A 17,772-nucleotide genomic window follows, 5' to 3' on the forward strand; every position below is an offset into this window, starting at 1 on the left:
CGGCTCACTTCGTTGTACGCCGCAGGGGTCGTGATCATCCTCTCGTGGGTCTCTCGCGCGGTGGACCACTCCTTTCTGAATGGGACCGATACCTATCTGCCGACACTTCCTATCTTCATCGACTAGGTGTAGGGCCCACATCAGCGAAGTCAGGTTTTCTTCCCCGATATCACCTACTCAGGTCACTCCCATCAGCGAACACCCCTGTGGGCGGATGGTCTCTACCGAGGCCGGCGTGGCCTTCTCCCGATCTCCCGCCGAACCTGATCGACCTTGTCCGCGGGAACCAGTTCGACGATGTCCTGCCGTGAGGTGATCATCAATTTTCGAAAGATCGCAGCCATGTGCGCATCGACCGTCCGGGCGGAATTACCACGGCGAGCCGCGATCGCCGAGTTCGTCCACCCCGCCGCCGCAAGGATCGCGACCTGGTCTTCGGACGCAGACAACTCGCCCCAATGGGATGGCGTGTTCTTCCTTGCGGGATGATCCAGCGGCATCTTGTCGATGGAGAGAGTGCCCAGTGCCAGTCGCTGCGCCTCGTGCAGTCCCGGTTGTAACAGGCGCCCTTGTTTCTCGGCGGCCACAAATGCTTCGCGTCCCAGCACCCGGCGGGCGACGTCGGTCGCTTTCTCGGTTTCGTCGTCGAAGGGACCGAGGTCGATAGTGATGTTGAGCTTGCTCCTCAACGTTGTGGCGCCCCCTGCGAGTCGAGCGATCTCGGTTGCGCGTGCAACGAGTTCGGCCCGGCTCGAGCTTCCGGCTGCGATCAGATCGGCAAGAGTCCGCGCCAATGACCACTCCACGATGTGCACCGACATCGCCGCACCCCACTGGTCGCGTAGGGGCAGCTGCTGCGCCAGGACTGCCCGCACGACAGCAAGCGCCTCGGTGGGGTCGCCGTGCCTGGTCAACGCGATCGCCCAAGCCATCTCGGCCCATGTTCTCGCCCACCGCGCTCCCGACGCGGTGATGCGATCGAGGTGGCGTCGCGTGATCTCCAAGGAGACCGGAGCGGACCCGAGAAAGCTCGCGGCCATTGCTTCGTCCAGTTCACTCCTCGCCTCACCGGCGCGATCGCCGAGAGCGCGATACTTTTCCCGGGCACGCCCCAACACGGTGATGGCTATCGGGTCGCGGTGCCGGGTCATCAACTCCACTCCCCACACCGATTCCAGGGGAGCGGGAAGCCCCCTATCGGTTTCCGGAGACAGACGCCAGCTCCGTCGCGCCTCCGGGTCCGGCAGGCAGGCAGCAGCACATTCCTCGAGAAGCTGCTCGGCGTCCTCGTGCACACCCTGACAGAGGGCAACCCAAGCGACCAGGGCCATTGCCTCTATCTGAAGTCCGGTCATTTCCCGAGCCTGCGCTCGCGTCGCCCGCAGCGCGCGTTCACACCATGTACGCAATTCTCGGAGCGAGCCTTTGAAGATAGGCGCTCGAACGGATATCAAACCCGTACATATTCTCAGACCGACCGCGGGTTCACCCGCTACGCGGCTCGTCTCTATTGCGACGAGGATGTTGTCCCACGCCGCGTACCCCCAGTCCGGTGGTTCCTGCTCCATGGGACTGAACCAATTACGCTGCGCTGCAGCAATTTTATCCCGGTAGTACACGCGGTGCCGGCGGGCAAATCGTGCAGGCTCATCGACCACGTCAGTAGAGCGCAGCGCCAGCTGCTCCTCGGCGAACAGCCGAATACTCTCCAGCAGGGAGTACCGCACTGTTGTGGGCGTAATGTGCAGCGTCACCAGGCACTGGTCGACGAGCCGCTCGAGTAGGTCTTCGATTTCCTCGGCCGCCAGAGACGGCATCACTTCCCCGCGCGTCTCGTCTTCCGGAGGAAGATCGTCGGCACAGACCACCTGAATGGCTTCCAAGTCGGTACCGACATCACAGGCAGAGCAGGTCTCATCTTCAGGATTGGTGTCGTACCCGGCGGCGAAAACTGACATCCGTTCCAGAAGTATTCGTTCCTTTTCCAGACAGAGATCGTATGACCAGGCGATGACGTCGCGGACCCCCCGGTGCCGCGGCTCCGCACCCAATCGCGGACCATGCGACCAACGCATGCGTTTATCGGCTGCTTCACCGCTCAATTCGTGCAGGATCATCGCCAGCGGTTGCCGAAGCAGCCGTGCCGCGGCCAAACGTATGTACAGGGGATGATTGTGCACATGACGACAGATCAGCCGTGCCATCGCGAGCTGTTCTCTGTCGCCGACGGAATGGCCGGTGAGCTCGGCGCGCATACGGAACAGCGCCAGAGCTTGTTGCCTGGTCAGCGGGGGAACCACCACCACATGCTCGTCGACCCACCCGATCGCCTCGCGGCTCGTAGCCACGATTGTCAACCCGGCGACCGCCTCCAGCAAGTCTACGATGAAGCGACCGGCTTCTTCGAGCACATGCTCACAGTTGTCCATCACCAGCACCGTCGGCACGGGATTTCCGGCCGGGCCGGGCGCGGTCAACGTATCGACTATCGCGTCCCAGGCCGATCGATCCGAGAAGTCGGCACCGACGACCGCAGCAGCGACCTCTTCCTCTACTGCGGCCTTACCACACCCCTTGGACAGACGCGCCAGCCGCACGTTGTGCACCGAAATGCGCTTTGCTTTGCGGATTCGACCGACAGTCTCGGTCGCAAGTCGGGTCTTTCCGATTCCGCCCGACCCGACCAGAGTGATCAACCGGGCCGAACCCAGGAGTAAAGTGCTTATCCTGTCCAGCTCCGGGCCGCGACCAACGAAACCTTCGGTCGCCAACATCGAATTCAGAGCCACTTTCGGCACATCGCCGACACAAATCATAGTGTAGCCGCCCAGCAGGCCGAGCGTGATCGAAGACGATTCCGGCTTCGGGCCGTCCGGACCGATTCGGGGTTACAGTCGGAGTTGTGCCGAACGGCCGTGCGAGGTTCGATCCGGCCTTCTCATTCCATATGGATGCGAGGCCCGTTTATCCTGCCGCCGTCGGAGTGGACACGGACGACCCGATGACCTCGCTGGTCGATATCCTCGACCTCCAAGCAGCGATACCGGGTATCCAACGATTGCGGCGGTGGGGGCATGAGGCCGCGGCGGTCGGCTCCGGCGACCGTGCCTTGGATATCGGTGCCGGGACGGGCACCGAGGTGCTGGAACTCGCTGACCGAGTCGGCCCGGACGGCGAGGCAATGGGTATCGATCCGAATCCCGCCATGGTGGATGTCGCGAACTCGCGGGCGGCGGCCGCCGGATCCCGCGCGCGGTTCGTCCGAGGTGACACCTACCATCTGCCGTTTCCTGATGGCTTCTTCGACGTAGTCCGCTGCGAACGCGTCTACCAGCATCTCGATCACCCTGCGACCGCCACGGCCGAGATCGGGCGAGTTCTGCGGCCGGGCGGTCGCGCGCTGCTCGTCGACAGCGACTGGGCCACCGCTATCGTGCATCCGGGCGACCCCGGCACCATCGCTCGCCTGGCGGCCGTCCTGCGCAGCCTCGGCCCCAACCCTTATTCGGGCCGACTCCTCCGGGGTCTGCTCACCGCAGCCGGGTTCTCGATCGCGAGCATCGGATCCGAGGCCATGATCTGCGATCCGAGAACCGCACGCATATTGTTCGCGCCGGTGATCTATCGAGCTCTCGCCGATGGAGTGATCACCGAAGACGAGTGGATGGCTCTGCTCTCGGAACTGAAGATCGGCATCACCAGTGGTGACTATCATTTTTCTGTCACCATGTTCGCTGTGCTCGGCCACAGGATGCCGTAAGCGGAACTTCACCCCGGGATTCTTTCCACTCGAATACAACGGCATTTGTCCACGGCCTCGTCGCCGAGGGCCGCGCCCCCGGCGCTGCGCGAGTTATCGCCTTCCAGGCGCTCACCGACCGATATCGACGACCTCCCCACCACCCGCGATGGCCGCGCCACGGTAGTCGATCGCGGTATCCGGCTGCCGATCGCATCGGCTACGGATGCCGGTAGGTCTACCTACCGGTTGATGCTGTTTCCTGTCCGAACCCACGCAGCAGCCCAGAGCGGTCCGTGTCCGGCACCAACCAGGGCGAACAGAATCAGCGCCTCGTCATCAGTCCGTTCGCAGGCTGGGCCGGTTGATTCGCACCGTACGTATCGCCGAGTCGCCGACCCAGGAGACTCAGCGGTCGCTCGGGCTCGGCGACCAGATACGGGAACTGATCTCAGGAGGTATCCGATGATCATCGATGCAGACGCCGCCCCGGAATGGGGTACCCGGCGTGCACCCCACGACCGGGCCACTGCTCGGTGCACATGGCCGGTCGACATATCGCCGAAGAAAGGGAGTGCGCTGTGACCAGAACCCACCGACCGATGACGCGATCACGCAGCGCCGGCATCAACCGCGCGACTACCGCGAATCCGCTCACCCTGCACGACTTGCAGATCGTCAGTGAGGTATTCGGGTTCGGAAGTGTGGCAGCCCTGGTCACCGGTCTCCTCGACGCCCCGAGCGATCCACCGGGGCATGTTGCGCGGGAAACCATAATGGAATCGGACCGTGTGACTTTCGAGGATCCGGCACCAGCTGTAACGGGATTCGCTGAACAGGGCCGAATAGCCGAATCACGGGATCAGCGGTGAACCCGGTGTGTACACATTACGTTCCGATTCATACGAGGGCTTCCAGCAGGCCGGAAGCACCATTGCTGTCTGCCGGGCAATTGCTCAGCGCGGTACAGGGCCACCCCGACAACGACTCCGCAATCGCGAGATGGGCCCGTGCGCTCGGAGCCCTGTACCAGGAGTGGATTACCGATCCCCGCACAGGTCATGCCGTTCACGGGCAGATCAGTGAGGTGGTGGGCGCGATCGATGCGTGGATCAGCGGGCAGCTGCCACGCCCGGTTCCCGGGTCTCCGCGTGGCACGGAATCGGTCGGAGGGGTGATCGCTCGCTTCGCCGAAGCGTGGGCATGCGCTTACTGGACGCTCTACGGCAGCGACGATCCGGTACAGCGCCACCGAGCATGGGATCATCTCGCCGAAATCAGCGAGGGCTACGACGATCTTGTGTGCCAGATCCTGCGTGGCTCCATTATTCTGCCGAAATCCTGGCCCGGCATCGGATGGCCAGGACTGGCAACGGCCACTCAGCAGCCTCCGGACATCAGGGATCACGGATGAACACGGATAGATGCCGCGGAATTGCGGCCGGCCGAACCAAAAGTAGGGTGTCGTCTCGCGTACGGACAACCACCCCTGCCGAGCACGGTATGGCACAGCACACCTGAACAGCACCTTCCTGTCCTCCTCCACCCGACCGCATCGGCACCGGGAGGCGTGGTGGCAGTACGGCGCAACGAAGGAAACCCCCGAAGATGCCTACCGCAAGCGCATGACCGGGCGGTCCACGCACCCGATCTGGACGATGCGATCAACACCGTAGGCCCACCGCCGCCGGTCGCGGGGCCGGGGTGTGTGACCGGTCGGCCGCCCGCTCGGACCGTGCCGTGCGTCGGATGGGCGAAACCGGCGATGAGATTCAGGATCGTGGATTTCCCGCACCCGCTCGGTCCGACGAGGGAAACGAACTCACCTCTGTGCACCGTCAGACTGAAGTCCTCCAGGACGGCCATCTCGTCGAACGACTGCGACACTGCGCTCAACTCGACGGCGGGCTCGCTCAGTGCGGCGTTCATCGGCCCGCGACAGATCTGCCGATCGCGCCGGAGCTCCTGCGACCCAGTGCCACATCGACTCGGCGACCACACTGGGAGCCGGAACAGTCCCCGGCAGGAGGCCGCGGTCGGCCAGAACCTGCAATATCAGGGCGAGAACAGCCGGAACGACGAGTCCGATCGCCAGGCGGCCGGCGCGACGATCCGTCCAACTCACCCGTGCGGCCGACGCACTCATCGTTCGGCCGCCCCGGCCGTCCGCCCGTCTGCGATGCACAACGGTCGTCATTCGGACTTGCCCAGCTCTTCGGGAGACTTCCCGGTCTCACCGATGTCGTACCCGTGCTGGTCCAGTGTCACAGGCGTCTTGACCCAGGCGATGCCTGCCCCGAAGCTGCCGAAACGAATGCTGCCCGATGCCAGGTCCTTCCAGCTGAGCGGCCCTGACCCCGCGCGTTTGGCCAAGAGATCGGCTCCGGTCGCCTCACCGGCGAGGGCGACCAGTTGCGACTTCCTGGAGTCGGCGGACAACGCGACATCCCCGGGGCCGACGGTCCCGAAGTCGATCGAGCCGTTCTCCAGTGCGACCCGCATGTCGGAGTAGCGGTTGAACTCGACCAGTTCGATGTCCAGACCGTACTTCTCACCTTCCTCGGCCATCAGGCAGTTCGGCGCGACCGTCGGGATCCGCTGCCAACCGAGCTTGCGCTGCGGAACGCGTTCCCGGATCAGATCGCGGCCCGGCGAACGTCGGGCCGCTGATCCGTCCGCCGACGATGCGAAGGGACCTACTCCCTACGAGACAACGGTTCTCACAGACTCTGTATGTACTCGATCGTGTCGTCGACTCCCACCACATCGGCGTACTTCATATGCATATCGAAGAGGTTCACCTGATGCGATATCTGGCTCCGATCGGCCGCGCACTCATGGGGAACGATCACGTGAAAGTTGTATTGGAATGCGTCGAGCACCGTCGCGCGAACACATCCGCTGGTCGTCATCCCGGTGACGATGGTGGTATCGCAACCCGCGTGCACGAGCTGCGACGCGAGCGGCGTTCCGAAGAACCCACTCGGCTTGCCGCCCTTGTTGATGACGATCTCGCCCGGCTGCGGTGCGATCTCATCGACGATGACGTCGCCGGGTGGCGTTCCCGGGGCCAGAGGCTCGGGGGCTGCGTTCAATTTCCACCGACCACGTTCCGCGGGAAGTGGGCGGTGGTCCGGATCGGCGTACGCCTTGGTGAAGAAAATCGGCAACCCTGCCCGACGGGCCACAGCGAGCAGCCTTGCATTGGCATGGACCGCGGGAATTCCGGTGGGGCTCCAGCCGGTCGAGTAGGTCGAATCGACGAATGCCCGGGTCATGTCGATGACGAGGATCGCCGGGCGTGTTCCGGCCCGGAGCGGACGGTCCTCCTCGGCGAACTCCCGACCGAAACTGGCCAGATCCGCCTCGGGCACAACGCCGGTCCAAGGTTTGGTTGCCGAGTTCATCTGCGCTCCTCATGCTCGTGCAATCGACTTCCTGCGAACCGGAGAGAGGGACGAGCCGTTCGCACCACCCAATCTCCCATTCTATTTGTCCAACATTATCCCCTCAGTAGATCAGTCGTCAACGGGTCACCGGAGAACTAGTGACGCTTGCGCACCTGCCCGGTAGCACAGACCGACAACCACGGGTTTGACGCCCGTACATCGCCCGGATCCGAATACCAGCCGGGACGGTAGTAGGCGAAAATAGTCACCTATGCTAATGTCCAACTTATTACTCGATGTGAGCGATCTCGAATATTCGAGCATGTGCAATGACGACAGGAGCATGGAGCAATGGATCTCGGATTGCACGGTAAGGTCTTCTTGGTTACCGGAGGTACTCGTGGCATAGGCCTCGCGACCACCCGAATGCTGCTGGAGGAAGGCGCCGATGTCCTCGTCGCGGCGCGGACCGCGCAGTCGATCGATCGGGCACGGGCCGAGCTCGCCGAACATTCGCGAGTGGATTTCGCGCAGGTCGACCTGCGGAGCGCAGAGGGTGGACGACAGGCGGTCACGGCCGCGGTCGAACGATTCGGTTCGTTGGACGGTGTGGTGAACAATGCGTCCGGCTTCTCGATAGACCACGGCCATCCGGACCGGAACGCGTGGTTGGAACTGTTCGAATTGAAGCTGCTCGGCTACGAAGCGGTGATCCAGGCGGCACTCGAGCACCTCCGCGACGGTGGCAGTATTGTCAGCATCTCCGGGATTGCCTCGATGCGGTATTGGCCACTGTCGCCGCATGTCAGCGCCGTCAACGCGGCGGTGGAAGCACTGACCCGCCACTACGCGGCCGCGCTGGTCGGCCGCCGGATCAGGGTCAACACGGTCGTTCCGGGAACAACGGCCACCGACCGTTACGAGGGACGAGTCGAGCGGGCCCGCATACAGAACGGGGTGGATGCCGAGACAGCCAGGAAGCGCATCGACGACACAGTGCCACTCGGCCGCCCGGTCGATCCGGTCGAGATCGCGGCGGCGATAGTCTATCTCTCCTCACAGCTGTCGGCGAGCACAACCGGCGCGACTGTAGTGGTCGACGGAGGTGCTGTCACCGTTCCCGATTCGGCGCTCCCGTCCACTGCTTCTCGATGAGGCGACGGCGCCGCCGCAGCGGATCGCCCGGGCTTCACCGAGTTGATTTCCACAGCTCCAGCAACCGGTCGATCCCGGTTGGCTCGAGCAGCGCCGCGGCGGCGTCACACAGGAGTCCCCCTTCTGCGCCGAGCATATCGCGGCAGTGACCAGCGAAATCGCCTGTGCGCCATCCACTGGTGTCTCCATCACCGGTCACCGAGAACCGCCGCCCGTCGATCAGGGTGAGCTCGATGCGGGTGGCCAGGTCCGGCAATAGCGGATCGCCTGCTACCCGGATGGGCACTCGGTGAGTTCCGGACCCGATCTCCAGTCCGGGAAGAAACCGCTCCAGGGCCGCGACTGTGATGCCCTCGACACTGGCTATCGATGTCGTCACACCGCCTTGCTGGTTTCCGTACTCCGCGGCGAACGGTGCCACATCGATGGCAATACGGTCGGCGACGCCGGCAATCGAAGGCAGGGTCCGGATGGCGTCGAAGATGGATTGGCCGAACATCGCGACCGGGTACCGCTTGAACGTCACCCGATGAATGGCAGGCGGTTGAGTCGAATGTCGTTCCTCGGATCCGGGTGGGCCGGCGAACAGACTGTAAAAACCGTGCTCGGCCGTCAACGTATCGGCAGCCGCACGCAGACCTGCGGCCGCGGCCAGCGCGGCGGTCACGCCGGCCTGGACGGCCAATGCGGGTTGCAGCCGCCAACCGTCACCCTCGGTCGACACCACGCCGAGCGGACCGCCGGTACCGGCCGATGCCAATCCCAGAGCCGAGTAGGCGACCTCGTCGGTCAGTCGCAGGACCAGCGCCACTGTGGCTGCGGCAGCAAGCGGAGCGATTACTGCGGTCACCCGCCACCCTCGGCGGGAAACCTCCGGCAACAGCCTTTCGGCGACAAGGCAGGCACATTCATAGCCGCCGACAATCGCTCGGAGCAGATGCTCACCGTCGATCGGCGCCGATCCGGCGTGCAAGGCATGTTCGGCGGCGGCCAGCGCCGCCGGGATAACGGCCAGCCCGGGATGGGCGGCCACCAGGAAAGAGTCGTCGGTCAGCCGGGCATGCATCAGATAAGCGTTGGCCGTGGCAGCGGCTGTGAGATAGGCCCTCTTGTCCATGCCGGCGACAGTGCACGCGCCGGGCGCCGCGGCGAGTGCGCCGGCGGTCTTACGATGTACCGCCTCTCGGGCGGACCCGGCCATATCGGCGAGTCCGACCCCCAGACATCCCGCCGCACGCAGCAGGGACACATGGTCGGCCGATTCCGCGGTGTCGCGGATCTCGTGCCACAGTTGTTCGCCGGTGTCTGCGCGCCTTGCCCGTGTCACTGCTCGCCCTCTTGGTACAACCCGGCCATACGCTCGTACATCGTGACAATACGAGTGCAATCCTCTGCTCCGTATCCGCGTTCGACGGCAAAGCGCCAGCAGTCGACGACTGCCTGCGCCAGAGGTGTCGCGACGCCCAGTTCCGCGGCGAGCGCGGTGAACAGTGATACGTCTTTGAGCGCCCCTTCGGCAGGAAACCCGAAATCGAACTTTCCGCTCAGAATATGGCGGGGGAACTTCACCGACGTGGCAGAGTTGCGGCCGGAACCGGCGTCGAGCGCGCTGATTGCGATGTCCATCGGAATCCCGGCCCTGCGGGTCAGCGCGGTGGCTTCCGCGGTGGCGGCGAGCGCGCCGAGCGACAGAACATTATTGGCAACTTTCATCGCCTGCGCCTGACCCACCTCGGAACCGATCCGTAGCACCTGCCTGCCGATGACCTCGAACACCGGCCGACATGCCTGCACAGGTTCATCGGCTCCGGATACCAGGACGGTGAGCGAGCCTTCGCGCGCGCCCACGACTCCTCCACTTACGGGTGCATCGACGAAAGCGAGGCCGGCTGCGGCCAAGCGTTCTGCGGCCTCGCGCGTTGCGGCCATTCCGGTGGTCGATGTGTTGATCACGATCACCGGAGACCGGGTGTTCACCGAGGCAAGGCGTGCGCTGACCTCGGACAGTGCGTGCGGGGTCGGCAAGCTGAGCAGGATATAGGCCGTCGCGTCTACCAGCGCTGCGACATCCTCGTGAATCACGACCTGGGGGTGGTCGACGAACTCCGCGGTTCGTTCCCGGACGGGATCGACCAGGTGAGCTGTCCACCCGCGTTCGATGAATCGCCGCACCATCGGGGTGGCCATGGCACCCACTCCGATGAATCCGAGATCGCGCATCATCGGCCGACACCTCGATTCTGCAGAATCGGAAGGTCGGAGATGTCGTAGATATGCCTCATTGTTCGACTCCATCGGAGGTGTTCTGGTCATATGCTTGCGTTCCTCGGTCGCGGCACCGAAAGGTGTCCCGGCGGCGCCGCACAGCATCCGCCGTCGGACACCTGGCGGGTGGGCAGAATTGGCACCGACAACAGGATCCACGTCTCGTCGGTGACTCGTCGGCGTCGATCGCTGCAGCCATGTCCGTGCAGCGGAGCACACCGCCGGTCTGGTCCGCCTCGTTCGTCGCATCGTCGCGGGCCCCGCCTCGGCGGACGGGCTCTCATATGGCCGGGCCGGCGCTTTGCCGCGAGGCGGATGACGTAATCGGCGTCGATGCCCCCGGCGGCCCGCCGGTGCGCACGTGACTGTCTCGCGCAGGAATCGTCGTCGTCACGTCGTCCTTCCGCCTCCGGGCGATAACGCCGGTCGCCCATGATCGACTATAGGGTAGCTCGATAGACAGTATGTCATTTGTAGGACTTTTACCAGTGGGTAGCGATCCCTTCCCGGTCGACCGGCCCACCGAGCCGAGGGGGCAAGCCCACCGGTGGCGGCTCGCGAGTAGCGGTACCTCGATATGCCGCGCCGAACCCACAGAGCAGCCCCTCGGTCGGTACCAGCACGCAGTCGATGACCCCCGCCTAACACCTCTGGTTAAAAGTTGGACCTTGTACATACTTGTCTAATAACCTACTGTTGCCGTACGCCACCAGGTTGTGGTGGCAGTCACAGGGCAAGGAGAGCGCCGATATGGCCACTCAGGATCCACTTCAGAGCGTGTCGGTCCCGAAGGTCGCCTTCGCGAGTTTCATCGGGACACTGATCGAATTCTTCGACATGTTCATCTTCGGGACAGCCTCCGCGCTGGTCTTCAACAAACTGTTCTTTCCGGATCTGGATCCATTCGCGGGTACGCTCGCCTCCTTCGCGGCGTTCGGCGTCGCCTTCGTGGTGCGGCCGCTGGGTGGCGCGGTATTCGGGCACTTCGGTGATCGTCTCGGACGTAAGACCATGCTGGTGGTCAGCCTCGTACTGATGGGCGGCGGAACAGCGGTGGTAGGAGCGCTGCCGACCTACGCGCAAATCGGGATCTGGGCGCCGATCCTGCTGGTTGTCACTCGTATGCTCCAGGGCCTGGCCATCGGCGGCGAATGGAGCGGTGCGGTCCTCATGGCCGTGGAACATTCCCCCGCGGGCAAGCGGGCGTTCTACGGCAGCTGGCCGCTGTGCGGGGTCCCGGCAGGCCTCGTCCTCGCGACCACCGCGTTCTACTTCGTCCAGCTCCTCCCCGAGCAGGCAATGCTGAGCTGGGGCTGGCGGATTCCCTTCCTCTCCAGTGCGATACTGCTGCTGGTAGGCCTGTACATCAGGCTGCGGGTCACCGAGTCACCGGCGTTCCAAGCGGTGCGCGACAAGCGGCAGGAGTCGAGGTTCCCGGCGGCCGAAGTGCTGCGTACCGCGAAGGTTCCGACCGTTACCGCGATCCTGGCCATGGCGGTCAACAGCGTGGTCTTCTACATGGCCACCGTTTTCGCTTTGAGTTACGGCGCCGGCATAGACGGCTTGACCAGGGGATCGATGCTGGTCGCAATCATGATCGCGGCATTGTTTCAGATCGCGACGCTGCCGGTGGCGGCAATCCTCGCCGACCGGTACGGACGGCGGCCGGTGTTGCTGGCCGGGTGTTCGATGGCCGCACTTGCCGCTTTTCCCATCTTCTGGTTGATCGACACCGGAAATATTGTGGCAGCGACAATTTCGATGATCATTGCGGTTTCCATCGTACATTCGACCGCGTACGCACCGATGGCGAGTTTCATCTCGGAGCTTTTCGAAACCCGACTTCGATTCAGCGGGTCAGCGATCGGATACCAAGTTGGCTCGATGATCTGGAGCGGCCCGGTGCCGTTCGTAGCGGCAGCGCTCTTCGCCTGGTCCGGATCCAGCTGGCCGCTTTCGGTCTACATAGTGATCGTCAGTATCATCTCCTTTATCGCTATTTATTTTGCTCGCGAATCATACCGGGACGATATCGCGTCGGAGAGTGATTCTTCGGAGATTACTGTTCAAGAATCCATTGTGGCGAAAAGCCGGTAGACGACCCGGGAGCGAGCGGATTCTCGCGGTCGACGGATACGCATCACCGCATAATCGGCAGCTCCCTTCGCGGAGGCGTCGGGCGGCCCCGGCACAGTCGGGTGCCGCCCCGGCGATTCCCACACCACAGCGCGCCGACTGTCGTGGCCGTTCGACTCATGGATCGGAATCATCATGATCGACCACTCGGCCTCGTTGCGCACGATATTGCACGAGCCGCCGACCAGCGAGACCGCAGTGCCGGAGCTGCTGGTTCGGCCGGCCTGCGAACCGCCTGCCCGTTGCCCGCACCGGAAAGCGCAGAGCGGCACGAGCCGCAGCCCGAGTCCTGGCTCGGGGCTGGGGCCGCAGTATCCGAGCGGAGGAAACCGTAATGTTCGAGAGCTGCCACAGTCAGCAGGAGATCGCCCACCTATATCGCGGTATGGGGTTCGACGTGTCGTGCTCGTACCAGCGGGTGGCGTTGATCGCGTCCAGGTCGCTCGGGGCGGTAGCCATGCCCGCCGGTATCGGTGCCCGGGTGCGGCAGGTCGTCGAGGAGAACGACCCGATCACCACGCTGCCGATCATCAGTTATCGGCGGACCGACCGCCAATGGGTCTTTCTGGTCGGCCCGGCAGCGGGCAACAGGGTGCGCAGGACCGGTCCCGCAGCACTCGAAGATGCCGGCGTCCGGATTCTGGAGTCCGGACAGCGGGTGTGGCTACCCATGACCGACCAGCCGATCGGATGGTATTGGGTCTCGCCGCCGGTCAGCGCGAGGATGCTCCCTTCGCGCACCACAGTGGTCGCAGCAGCGCTGCGGCAGCTCACCGCGGCACGCCAATCGACGAGGCGGTAACCGATGGCGATGTCACCGGACCGATCGTCGACCGGCCCCGCCGCGAAACACCGGCACTTCCCACGGCCGGATACCGGCCGGTCACGGCACACCTGCCTCGCCCTGCGTGCGACGAACCAGGTTGTCCGGTGCGAGGATGCGGCCGATCTCGTCCGGGGTGAGCAGTCCGGCGTCGACGGCCAGTTCGGGGATCGTCGAATCCGAAGTGAGCGCCCGCGCCGCGAGCGCCGTCGCGGCCTCGTATCCGATATGCGGGTTCAGGGCGGTGACCAGGCCGACCGAGCGCTCCACGGTGGACCGCATCCGGTCGGCATCCGCGGTGATGCCCCGGACACAGCGGGCGGTGAGGGTCTCGACCGCCGTGGTGAGATGGGTGACCGATTCGAGCAGCTTGTGCGCGATCACCGGTTCGAAAGCGTTGAGCTGGAGCTGCCCGGACTCCCCCGCCATCGTGATCGTCACATCGTTGCCCACGATCTCGTAGGCCACCTGATTGACCACTTCCGGGATCACCGGATTGACCTTGCCCGGCATGATCGACGACCCGGCCTGGACCGCGGGGAGGCGGATCTCGCCGAAACCCGATCGAGGACCGGACGAGAGGAGTCGCAGATCGTTGCACACCTTGGACAGTTTGACCGCGGTGCGCTTGACGATCGCCGAGATCTGCACGAAAACTCCGGTGTCCTGCGTCGACTCGACGAGATCCGCCGCGGTCACCAGGTCCAGACCGGTCACCGACCGGAGATGCGCGCACGCCAGCGCGGGATAGTCGCGCGGCGAGTTGATCCCGGTACCGATCGCGGTGCCGCCGAGATTGATCTCGCGCGCCAGATCCGCCGCCTCGGCGAGCCGCGCGATGTCCTCGCCCACCATGACCGCGTAAGTACCGAATTCCTGGCCCAGGGTCATCGGGACCGCCTCTTGTAACTGGGTGCGGCCCATCTTGAGATGATCGGCGAACTCGACGGCCTTGGCCGCGAAGGCGGCGAGCAGCCGGGCCAGCGCCTCCCGCAACCCACGCAACGCGCTGATCACCGCGATCTTGACCGCCGTGGGATACACGTCGTTCGTGCTCTGCCCGAGATTGACGTGCTCGAGCGGATGCAGCCGGGCGTACGCTCCCCGCGGGTACCCGAGAATCTCGAGACCGCGGTTGGCGATCACCTCGTTGGCATTCATATTCGTCGACGTCCCGGCGCCGCCCTGGATCACGTCGACGACGAAATGCTCGTGCAACTCGCCCCCACGGATGTCCTCGCACGCGGTGACGATCGCCCGGGTTCGCTCGTCGTTCAGCGATCCGAGATCGTTGTTGGCCTGTGCGGCAGCGGATTTGACCGCGGCGAGCGCCACGACGAGATCCGGATGCCGGGCGATGGGAACCCCGGTGATCGGGAAGTTCTCCAGTGCCCGCGCGGTGTGGATGCCGAAGTAGGCGTCGACCGGGACGTCCCGATCACCGAGTAGGTCGTGCTCGGTGCGGTGGGCGGTGGGGTCACCGGTCACGGCGCACTCCGGGTGTCGTCGAGCACCGTATCCAGTACGAGCATATGGCCGGCGCAATGTGTGATCGCGTATTCGAGACCGAGCGTGGGCAACGCCAGCTGCGGCGTCACACCACAGGCCCAGAACACGGGCAGACAGCCCGCGGGGACGCCGGCGAACACTCCGAAGTCGGGTGCGCTCAGATCGGCGATACCCAGCCCCGGCGCGTTGCCGATCTGAACCGGCGCGCCGTGCCCGGTGGGGTACCGGGCGGTCAGCGCCGCGGCGGCGTCGACCAGCGACTCGGGCACCGGCCGCATGCTCACCACCAGCGGCCCGCCGAACATCCCCGCCGCGGTGGTGGCCCGGTCGGTCACGTACACCGGCGGAGCCGACCGCGGCACCGGCACTCCGATACGGCGCAGCGGTGCGTCGAACGTATGGCTGCAACCGAGCGCGAACGCCACCGCGTCGTCTCGCCAATGGTCCAGGATGTCGCCGGGTTCGGCGACGAGCACACCGTCGTACCACACCCGGTAGCGCGGCAGCGCGGTACGGATGTCCACCGTGCAGTCGTCGTAGGTGAGGAGCGGCTCACCCGGGTCCGTGGCCGCCAGCAGCGGGCACACCTCCGGATTGGCCGCGCAGTACGCGCGAAAACCCGCCGCGGCCGATTCCGGGACCACGACCAGATTGGCCTGCTGGTAGTCGTCGAGGATGCCGGCCGTCGGGGTGGTCCACTCACCGCGCGCGATCCGGTCGCGCAGTTCACGCGGATGAGCCGGTGTGGTCATCGGAGTTCCGCCCGGGACGACTCGCGGACAGTGCGGAGGGTGAGCAACGCGGCGACCACCGCGATCATCAGCAGGAAGCCCGGCGCCAGCAGATTGTCCGTTTTCGAGATCAACCAGGTCGCGAGATACGGCGTCAGTCCACCACCGACGATGGTGCCGATATTGAACGCGAACGACAGGCCGGTATATCGCACGCGGGTGGGGAACTGTTCGGCATAGGTCGGGTAGGTCACCGACTGCACGATCGGCATCGGCAGTGCGAGCACCACCATCGCGCCGACGGCGAGCGCGAAACTGCCGCGATCCATGAGGATCATGGTGGGCAGCACGAGGATCGCGTAGCCGAGGAAGCCGATGGTAATGATCCGCTTGCGCCCGAACCGATCCGACAGGCCTCCGAAGATCGGCATCAGGGTGGCGACGAACAGGCTGATACCACCCATGATCCAGAACGTGTTCGACTTCGGGTACCCGAGATAGGTGGTGAGATAGATGTTCATGAAGATCAGCCCGACCCAGTAGCCGGTGTTCGAGCCGATCGACAGCACGATGACCTTGAACACGGCCGCGGTGTGCTCGGTCAGCACCTCCCGCAGCGGCGATTTCGCCGGCGCGTCCTTGGTTGTCTCGTCGATGAACGCGTGGGAGTCCTCGAGCTTGCTGCGCGCGGCGAGGGTGATCGCGATGAGCGGCAGTGCCAGGAGGAAGGGTATCCGCCACCCGAAGTCCCGGAGTTGCTCGTCGTCGAGCAAGGTGGTCGTCAGCCCGGCCACCAGGGCGGCGGCCCCGCCGCCGAGGGCCACCCCGACCGGGGTGAAGGCGCCGAAGAATCCGCGCCGGCCCCGCGGCGCGGCCTCGGACAGATAGGTGGCCGATCCGGTGACTTCCCCGCCGGCGAAGAACCCCTGTGCGAGCCGGACCAGCAGCAGCGCCAGCGGCGCCAGCAAGCCGATGCTCCCGGCCGTCGGGAGCAGGCCGACGACAGCCGTCGCGGTCCCCATGCCCACCACCGTGGTGATCAGGACCGGTTTCCGGCCGATACGGTCGCCGAGCCGGCCCAGCACGATCCCGCCGAGCGGGCGCATGACGAAGGCGCTGCCGAACACAGCGAGCGTCGCGAGCAGCGATGCGGTCGGATTGTCGCTGGGGAAGAACAGTGGACCGATGATCACGGCGAGGTAGCCGTAGACGCCGAATTCGTAGTACTCGACGGCGGTACCGGCCGCGGCGGCGATCGCGGCCCGGCGCGGTTGCATGCGCCGGGGCGCGGGTGGGTGGTCACCGTCGATACGGGAGGACGTGGGTATTGTGGTCATGGAGACTCCGAGGTGATCGCGGGCGGAGCTGGCAAGCGGCCCATCGGTCCGAAGGTTTTCGAATGTGTATCGCCTCACGGTGAGGCTCCCGAGCCGGTCATCGGCAGGAATGCGACTCCTGCCGATGACCACGGCACGCCGGCGCACCAAATGGTGTCCGGGGCCTGCGCCCGGATTGCTCGCGGGCGACGGTCAGACGGCGAACAGCTGCTCGAGATCGGCGAAGGCCTTGAACTCGAGCGCATTACCGGCCGGGTCGAAGAAGAACATGGTCCACTGTTCGCCCGGCTCGCCCGCGAACCGCACGTACGGCTCGATGACGAACTCGGTGCCGATCGCGGTCAGTTTGTCGGCGAGTACTTTGAACTCGTCCACCGGGAGAACCAGGCCGAAATGCGGCACCGGCACGTCGTGTCCGTCGACCGGGTTCGTCCCGGCGACCCCGTCGCGCGGGGCCTTCGGCTGCCCGTCGCCGACCTGGTGCGTGACCACCTGATGGCCACGGAAATTCCAGTCGATCCACCGTGTGTCCGAACGTCCCTCGCCGAACCCGAGCACTCCGCCGTAGAACTTGCGGGCCGCCTCGATATCGTCGACGGGAATGGCCAGGTGAAACGGGACGAGATCGGTCTGGTTGGTCATGGGTACCTCTTTTCGGGTAGTGCTGTGCTGTGCTGGGGATTCGAGT

15 protein-coding genes are annotated in these 17,772 nt (G+C 64.9%); 5 read left to right on the forward strand and 10 right to left on the reverse strand.

The window, feature by feature from the left end; genetic code table 11:
* Positions 1 to 221: 221 nt before the first annotated feature.
* Complete coding sequence (locus tag IG75_RS0107335; RefSeq protein ID WP_156058695.1) at positions 222 to 2,798, reverse strand: ATP-binding protein; 2,577 nt, start codon at positions 2,796 to 2,798, stop codon at positions 222 to 224.
* A 185-nt stretch (positions 2,799 to 2,983) separates the two neighbouring features.
* Between IG75_RS0107335 and IG75_RS0107340 the strand changes: the two genes are divergently transcribed.
* A complete protein-coding gene (locus tag IG75_RS0107340; protein WP_030520398.1) occupies positions 2,984 to 3,760 on the forward strand; it encodes a methyltransferase domain-containing protein in 777 nt (258 codons plus the stop codon).
* Between the two features lie 913 nt (positions 3,761 to 4,673).
* Positions 4,674 to 5,153, forward strand: coding sequence for a hypothetical protein (locus IG75_RS37220; RefSeq protein ID WP_051714301.1), 480 nt, complete (start codon positions 4,674 to 4,676; stop codon positions 5,151 to 5,153).
* Here IG75_RS37220 and IG75_RS38130 read toward each other — a convergent pair.
* The 3 genes from IG75_RS38130 to IG75_RS0107360 all read right to left on the reverse strand — a co-directional run bounded on the left by IG75_RS38130 (position 5,144) and on the right by IG75_RS0107360 (position 7,146).
* Positions 5,144 to 5,668 (reverse strand): ATP-binding cassette domain-containing protein, encoded by a 525-nt coding sequence (locus tag IG75_RS38130; protein WP_081876670.1) that lies wholly within the window; start codon positions 5,666 to 5,668, stop codon positions 5,144 to 5,146. The two genes, IG75_RS37220 and IG75_RS38130, sit on opposite strands and share 10 nt — an antisense overlap.
* A 264-nt stretch (positions 5,669 to 5,932) precedes the next feature.
* Positions 5,933 to 6,307 (reverse strand): substrate-binding domain-containing protein, encoded by a 375-nt coding sequence (locus IG75_RS0107355; protein WP_030520401.1) that lies wholly within the window; start codon positions 6,305 to 6,307, stop codon positions 5,933 to 5,935.
* 152 nt (positions 6,308 to 6,459) lie between these two features.
* Entirely contained in the window at positions 6,460 to 7,146 is a 687-nt protein-coding gene (locus IG75_RS0107360) for an isochorismatase family protein (RefSeq protein ID WP_030520402.1), read from the reverse strand.
* A gap of 333 nt (positions 7,147 to 7,479) precedes the next feature.
* Here IG75_RS0107360 and IG75_RS0107365 point away from each other — a divergent pair, with 333 nt between their 5' ends.
* On the forward strand, positions 7,480 to 8,283 hold the full coding sequence (locus tag IG75_RS0107365; RefSeq protein ID WP_051714302.1) for an SDR family NAD(P)-dependent oxidoreductase: 804 nt from the start codon (positions 7,480 to 7,482) through the stop codon (positions 8,281 to 8,283).
* Positions 8,284 to 8,317: 34 nt separating this feature from the next.
* On the opposite strand, the gene IG75_RS0107370 is transcribed toward IG75_RS0107365, so the two are convergent.
* Positions 8,318 to 9,610 carry an MmgE/PrpD family protein gene (locus IG75_RS0107370; protein WP_051714303.1) on the reverse strand — a complete coding sequence of 431 codons (1,293 nt, stop codon included), beginning with the start codon at positions 9,608 to 9,610 and terminating at the stop codon, positions 8,318 to 8,320.
* The gene (locus IG75_RS0107375; protein ID WP_245713055.1) at positions 9,607 to 10,506 is read right to left on the reverse strand and encodes an NAD(P)-dependent oxidoreductase; all 900 of its coding nucleotides are present in this window, start codon (positions 10,504 to 10,506) and stop codon (positions 9,607 to 9,609) included. Before IG75_RS0107375 ends, IG75_RS0107370 begins: the two co-directional genes overlap by 4 nt.
* A 792-nt stretch (positions 10,507 to 11,298) precedes the next feature.
* On the opposite strand from IG75_RS0107375, the gene IG75_RS0107380 reads away from it, so the two are divergent.
* Positions 11,299 to 12,645, forward strand: a complete 1,347-nt coding sequence (locus tag IG75_RS0107380; protein WP_081876671.1) for an MFS transporter — start codon at positions 11,299 to 11,301, stop codon at positions 12,643 to 12,645.
* Between the two features lie 373 nt (positions 12,646 to 13,018).
* A complete protein-coding gene (locus IG75_RS0107385) occupies positions 13,019 to 13,486 on the forward strand; it encodes a hypothetical protein (RefSeq protein WP_030520407.1) in 468 nt (155 codons plus the stop codon).
* 81 nt (positions 13,487 to 13,567) lie between these two features.
* On the opposite strand, the gene IG75_RS0107390 is transcribed toward IG75_RS0107385, so the two are convergent.
* The 4 genes from IG75_RS0107390 to IG75_RS0107405 form a co-directional block, all read right to left on the reverse strand.
* Positions 13,568 to 14,995 (reverse strand): aspartate ammonia-lyase, encoded by a 1,428-nt coding sequence (locus IG75_RS0107390; protein WP_030520408.1) that lies wholly within the window; start codon positions 14,993 to 14,995, stop codon positions 13,568 to 13,570.
* Positions 14,992 to 15,768, reverse strand: a complete 777-nt coding sequence (locus IG75_RS0107395; protein ID WP_030520409.1) for a D-glutamate cyclase family protein — start codon at positions 15,766 to 15,768, stop codon at positions 14,992 to 14,994. The genes IG75_RS0107390 and IG75_RS0107395 overlap by 4 nt, the downstream gene beginning before the upstream one ends.
* The gene (locus IG75_RS0107400; protein WP_063834093.1) at positions 15,765 to 17,084 is read right to left on the reverse strand and encodes an MFS transporter; all 1,320 of its coding nucleotides are present in this window, start codon (positions 17,082 to 17,084) and stop codon (positions 15,765 to 15,767) included. Before IG75_RS0107400 ends, IG75_RS0107395 begins: the two co-directional genes overlap by 4 nt.
* 192 nt (positions 17,085 to 17,276) lie before the next feature.
* On the reverse strand, positions 17,277 to 17,726 hold the full coding sequence (locus IG75_RS0107405; RefSeq protein ID WP_030520411.1) for a VOC family protein: 450 nt from the start codon (positions 17,724 to 17,726) through the stop codon (positions 17,277 to 17,279).
* Positions 17,727 to 17,772 lie beyond the last annotated feature (46 nt).

It is taken from the genome of Nocardia rhamnosiphila NBRC 108938 (assembly GCF_000720425.1).
Taxonomy (GTDB): domain Bacteria; phylum Actinomycetota; class Actinomycetes; order Mycobacteriales; family Mycobacteriaceae; genus Nocardia; species Nocardia rhamnosiphila.